This window comes from Desulfobaculum sp. (genome assembly GCF_054921475.1).
Genome location: NZ_JBUDSW010000292.1, coordinates 1 through 4,121 on the forward strand (window position 1 = coordinate 1; position 4,121 = coordinate 4,121).

Genomic DNA, 4,121 nt, shown 5'->3' on the forward strand with positions numbered 1-4,121 from the left:
CGCGACGGGCCGCCAAGGCACAGCGGGCCAGACACGCTGTAGCTGTGCCCGGTAATCCACCCAAGGTCGGCGGTGCACCAGTAGACATCGTCGTCGGTCAGGTCGAAGACGTGCTGCATGGTGCTGGCGGTGTAGGTCAGGTAGCCGCCCGTGGTGTGCACAACGCCCTTGGGCTTGCCGGTGGACCCGGAGGTGTAGAGGATGAACAGGGTATCCTCGGCCTCCATGTGCTCCGGCTCACAAAAGCCCTGCACGTCCTCGGCGGCCACTTCCTCGTGCCACCACGAGTCGCGGCCGTCGGTCATGGAAATGTCGTTGCCCGCGCGCTGCACCACAACGCACTTCTTGACGGTGGGGCATCCGGCAAGGGCTTCGTCGGCGTTGGGCTTGAGGGGAATGGTGCGCCCTGCGCGCAGCACAGCGTCGGCAGTGACGAGCACTTTGGCCTCGCAGTCGTTGACGCGGTTTTGCAGGCTGATGGCGGAGAAGCCGGCAAAAACAATGGAGTGCATGGCCCCGATGCGCGCGCAGGCCAGCATGGCAATAGCCAGCTCCGGCACCATGGGCAGATACAGCGCCACGCGGTCGCCCTTGCCAACGCCCATCTTGCGCAGCACGTTGGCGAACTTGTTCACCTCGGTATGCAGCATCTGGTAGGTGAACACGCGCACGTCCTCGTCCGGCTCACCCTGCCAAATGATGGCGGCCTTGTTGCGGCGGCCATTTTTGATGTGCCTGTCCAGGCAGTTGTAGGCGACATTCAGGGTGCCGCCTTGGAACCACTTGATGTCCGGGGTGTGGAAGTCATACTCCAACCCCTTCTGCGGCGGCGTGAACCACGAAATGAGTTCCTGCGTCCGCTTCATCCAAAAGCCCTCGGGGTCGTCCATGGATGCGGCGTACAGCTCTTCATAGTCCTTCATGGACGCGACCCACGGCGTGCCGTCCCCGCGCGTGAAGGGTTCAAAGAGCCTGTTTTCCTGCATCATGCTTTCAATCTTTTCCTGATCAGTCATATGCACTCCCTTGCTCTGGCCTTGAAAAAAGACAGTCCGCGGCATGTGTGGAGACCGTTGCAGCAGTTCGGACTCCATCGTTTATTGAATACACGCTTTTATAGGCCTTGAGAATTTCAGTGGACATGTTTTTTTGGTAAACGGCAGAAAAGAATGGTATGAGCGGAACTTAGAGGCTTCTATCGGCCACCGCCCGGCGGTCGGCGGTCAAACACGACAGGTGAACGGAAAAGAGCGTAGCCACGATGAACCTGACCAATCTGCACACCATGTTCCGGCCCAACTCCGTCGCCGTTATTGGCGCGACGGATACGCCCGGTACGCCCGGCGCGGTCATCCTGCGCAACCTCAAGGACGGCAAGTTCATCGGTCCCATTATGCCGGTGCACGAATCCCTCTCGGAAATAGCCGGACTGCCTGCCTTCCGCTCCATCGACACGCTCCCCCTGACGCCAGACGTCGCCATCATCTGCTCCGCGCCGGAAACGGTGCCGGACTATGTGCTCCAGCTGGGGCACCGCGGTGTGGCCGGGGCCATCATCCTCGGCACCGGCTTTGCGGACCTGCCGCCGGACGCCCACCAAATGCTGGAAGGCGCCATTCTCAGCGCCGCCCGGCGCACGGACCTGCGCCTCTTGGGCGTGGGGAGCATGGGCTTCCTGAACCCCATCATCGGCATCAACGCCAGCCTTGCCCACTGCGACGCCCAGCCCGGGCGCATTGCCTTTGTCACCCAGTCCGACTCGCTGTTCACCACGGTTCTGGACTGGGCGCACGTGCGCAACATTGGCTTTTCACAGTGCATTTCCCTTGGCACACGGCTGGACTTCGGCTTCGGCACGGTGCTGGACTTCCTCAACGCGGACCCGCACACCCGCGCGGTGCTCCTGTACGTGGAGGACATTGAAAACGCGCGGCACTTTATGTCCGCCGCGCGGGCCACATCGCGCAACAAGCCCGTGGTGGTCATTAAGGCAGGGCGCACGCCGCAGGCCGCGCGCGAAATGGCGCGCTTTACCACCCGCGCCCTTGGCGCGGACGCGGTGTACGACGCCGCCTTCCGCCGCGCGGGCATGCTGCGAGTTTCGGATACCGAAGCGCTGTTTGACAGTGTGGAGACCATTGCCCGCTCCAAGCCCTTCAAGGGCGAGCGGCTGGCCATTGTGGTCAACGGCCTAAGCCCGGGCCTCATCACGCTGGACCGCTTTGTGGAGGGCGGGGGAGAGCTGGCGGAAATCGCGCCTGAAACGCGGAACAAGCTGGCCGAACTGCTCGTTGACGAGCCCATGCCCGGATGCCGCGCGGAAGGGTGCGTGGGCAACCCCGTCAACATCGCCGCCAACGCGCCGCCCGAGCGCTACGCCGATGCGCTGCGCATCCTCCTCAAGGCGCCCGGCGTTGACGCCGTGCTGCTGCTGCATTTCCCTTCGGCCCTTGTGGACGGCAAGGAAGCGGCGCAGGCCGTGGCCAAGGCCGCCAAACGCGCCAAGCGCCTTGTGCTCACCAGCTGGGTGGGCGGCGCAAACACCGAAGACGCGCGCGAAGTCTTCAACGAAGCGGGCATCCCCGTCTACTCCACGCCGGACAAGGCCGTCCGCGCGTACTTGAACCTTGTCCACTACCGCCGCAACCAAGACATGCTGGTGGAAACCCCAGCCTCACTGCCGACGTCCTACCAGCCGGAGACGAGCACCGCCCGCCGCGTTATGCAGGCCGCGCTGGACTCCGGGCGCGACAGGCTCACCGTGCCCGAGGCCATGGACATCCTTGCCGCGTACCAAATTCCCGTCCCGGAAACACGCCTTGCCGCCACGGCGGAGGAGGCCGCAGAAGCGGCGGAGGCCATTGGCTTCCCCGTTGCGCTGAAGATTCTCTCCCCGGACCTGGTGTGCAAGTCCAAGGCGGGCGGCGTGGCCCTCGACCTCGACACCCCGCAGGCCGTGATGGACGCCGCGCGCGCCGTGGCTCACCGCGTGTGCTCGGCGCAGCCGGAGTGCTGCATCTCGGGCTTTATTGTCCAGCGCATGGGCCGCAGACCCCGCGCGCACGAGCTGTATATCCATGTGGGCACGGACCCGGTCTTTGGCCCGTATATCAGCTTCGGGCAGGGCGGGGCGGAATCCGAAATACTTGCGGACTCCGCCGTGGCGCTGCCGCCGCTGAACATGACCCTCGCCAAGGAACTCATCTCGCGCACCTTTATCTGGAAGCTCCTGCAGGGGCACGCGGACCGGCCAGCGGCGGACATCGACGCCCTGTGCCTGACGCTGAACAAGGTCTCGCAGCTGCTCATCGACCTGCCGGAAATCACCTCCATGGAAATCAATCCCCTGTTTGCCGACGAGCAGGGCGTGCTGGCCCTTGATGCCGACGTGGTGGTGCACGAGGACGAAGAGGAAACCGGCACCGCGCGCCTTGCCATCCGCCCTTACCCGCGCGAGCTGGAGGAATGCATCACCCTCAAAAACGGCATGCGCATCACCCTGCGCCCCATCCGCCCGGAGGATGAGCCCGCGCACTGGGACTTCCTGTCCAAGCTCTCCATCGAGGACATCCGCTACCGCTTCTTCGGCCATATCCGCGAACTGCCGCGCTCCGAAATGATCCGCCTGACGCAAATCGACTACGACCGCGAAATGGCCTTCATTGCCTCGCGCGAGTCCGACGGCGACGCGCCGGAGACCCTTGGCGTGGTGCGCGGCATGACCAAACCGGACAACTCCGCCATGGAGTTTGCCATTATCATCCGCTCGGACATCAAGCGGCAGGGGCTGGGGCGCATTCTGCTGGACAAGCTGGTGCGCTACGCCACCTCGCGCGGGACCAAGGCCATCATCGGCGAAGCCCTGCTGGAGAACAAAGGCATGGCGGGCCTTGCCGCCGCCCTCGGCTTTGAGGTGACCAAAAACTATCAGGACGACGTTTTTTCCTTCAATATGCCTCTTGTGCGGCTGGAAGACGATGACGGCGAACACGAACCCGGCGACGAGGAGAAAACCCCGGAGCAGGGCGACTAGGGGCATCCACACCCTCGACTGCGGGGCCACATGAGGTCCGTCATGTCGCGGCGGGGTCGCATGTATATTGCCCCCTGAGCCAAAGGCG

The 4,121-nt window shown here is 64.0% G+C and carries 2 protein-coding genes; one reads left to right on the forward strand and one right to left on the reverse strand.

Annotation, left to right across the window (positions count from 1 at the left end):
- Window positions 1-1,016 (reverse strand): AMP-binding protein (locus ACY69P_RS14785; RefSeq protein ID WP_462328026.1); only part of this gene is annotated, 1,016 nt, incomplete at its 3' end.
- A gap of 245 nt (window positions 1,017-1,261) precedes the next feature.
- Here ACY69P_RS14785 and ACY69P_RS14790 point away from each other — a divergent pair.
- Window positions 1,262-4,033, forward strand: a complete 2,772-nt coding sequence (locus ACY69P_RS14790; RefSeq protein WP_462328027.1) for a bifunctional acetate--CoA ligase family protein/GNAT family N-acetyltransferase — start codon at window positions 1,262-1,264, stop codon at window positions 4,031-4,033.
- The last annotated feature ends 88 nt before the right edge of the window (window positions 4,034-4,121 follow it).

What these genes read in the sequence shown, in the direction of transcription:
- ACY69P_RS14790 (WP_462328027.1), top strand. Translation starts at nt 1,262, where the DNA reads ATGAACCTGACCAATCTGCACACCATGTTCCGGCCCAACTCCGTCGCC.